1 protein-coding gene and 2 pseudogenes are annotated in these 1,209 nt (G+C 53.6%); all 3 read left to right on the forward strand.

Annotated elements, in window-relative coordinates; all coding sequences use genetic code 11:
- Positions 1 to 147 (forward strand): annotated as a pseudogene (locus IP76_RS22655) (sugar ABC transporter ATP-binding protein); the annotation flags it as partial.
- Positions 148 to 421: 274 nt separating this feature from the next.
- On the forward strand, positions 422 to 1,000 hold the full coding sequence (locus IP76_RS22660; protein WP_156318701.1) for a hypothetical protein: 579 nt from the start codon (positions 422 to 424) through the stop codon (positions 998 to 1,000).
- Between the two features lie 45 nt (positions 1,001 to 1,045).
- A pseudogene (locus IP76_RS22665) lies at positions 1,046 to 1,209 on the forward strand (sugar ABC transporter ATP-binding protein); the annotation flags it as partial.

The following is a 1,209-nucleotide window of genomic DNA, read 5'->3' on the forward strand; positions in this document are numbered from 1 at the left end:
GACCGCGTCTTCGTCATGAAGAACGGCCGCGTGGTGGGCCATGCCCGCACCGAAGATGTCACCAAGGACGAAGTGCTCGGCATGATCATCCTCGGCAAGTGCCCGCCCGGCGCGATCCCGGGACCGGGCGCCATGCAGACGGCGTGAGCCGCTGCGGCAATGAACTGAGACAGGCGAGGGGGCGTTAAGCTCCCTCGTTTGTTTTTGACGAACGTGCGCGCGTATATTGGGGCCAGCTCTATCTGCTATCTGGCAGTTCAGTATGCTGAGCCGGACACTGTAAGAAAGGATTTTAAGTCTGGGGTGGAGGCAAGTTCGGCTGATCGATGGCGTAAATATGCGGTATGTAGCCCTGACGCAGACGTGGCGTCAGAATACCAAAAATATATATAAAATTCAAGAAATTAGGGTTTTGTCGAATATGCAGAAAGATGCGAGGTCTTCGCCGTTTATTCGTTTTTTGAAATATGCGGCAATGCTGACATTGACTGTGTACGTGGTTGTGGGGCTGTTCTTTGGCAGTTTCTTCCAAGGTTCGAATATTGTCTTGGCATTCATACTCTGTTTTTCAGATGTATATCTACTAGCTATCCCTGTCGTTGCATTTGTCCTCGCTCGGAAATGCAGGTCGCTGGAGCAGCTGAAGTCGATACCCGAGTGGGCGGGCCCGTCCGTTGTGTTTGCGCTGTGGGTTGTTTTTTCCATCGTGCCGCTGGGCGTTTATGCGGAATGGCGGCGGAGTGAAGCGATCAAACAGTTTAAGCCTGATGAGATCAGCAAGGTCTCTTTCTACTCCTCAATCCGTTTTGCTCAGCCTGTAGGGCTGAACTTTCATTATCACGCTGTCGCCCTGAAGGATTGTGTGGCTTACAATTGGAGTTACAGATCTATGTCGTTTTACGTTCTCCCGCCCGGCAGCGCCGTAAATGTCTTGCCATATGAATGGCGGGAGCGCTGCGATTTCCAAAAGACGAATCAGGCGGCACGAGCCAAAGGATAAAAGTTACGGTGATCGGTCAGGTGCTGTTTGGTATCGAGCAGCCCCATCCTCTTCGACGCCCAGATCCTGATCATGGACGAACCGACGGCCGCCCTCGGGCCGCAGGAAACCGCCCAGGTTGGCGAACTCATCCAGCAGCTGAAGAAGGACGGTATCGGCATCTTCCTGATCAGCCACGACATCCACGACGTCTTCGACCTCGCCGACCG

This window comes from Rhizobium sp. AAP43 (assembly GCF_001296045.1).
Lineage (GTDB): Bacteria > Pseudomonadota > Alphaproteobacteria > Rhizobiales > Rhizobiaceae > Allorhizobium.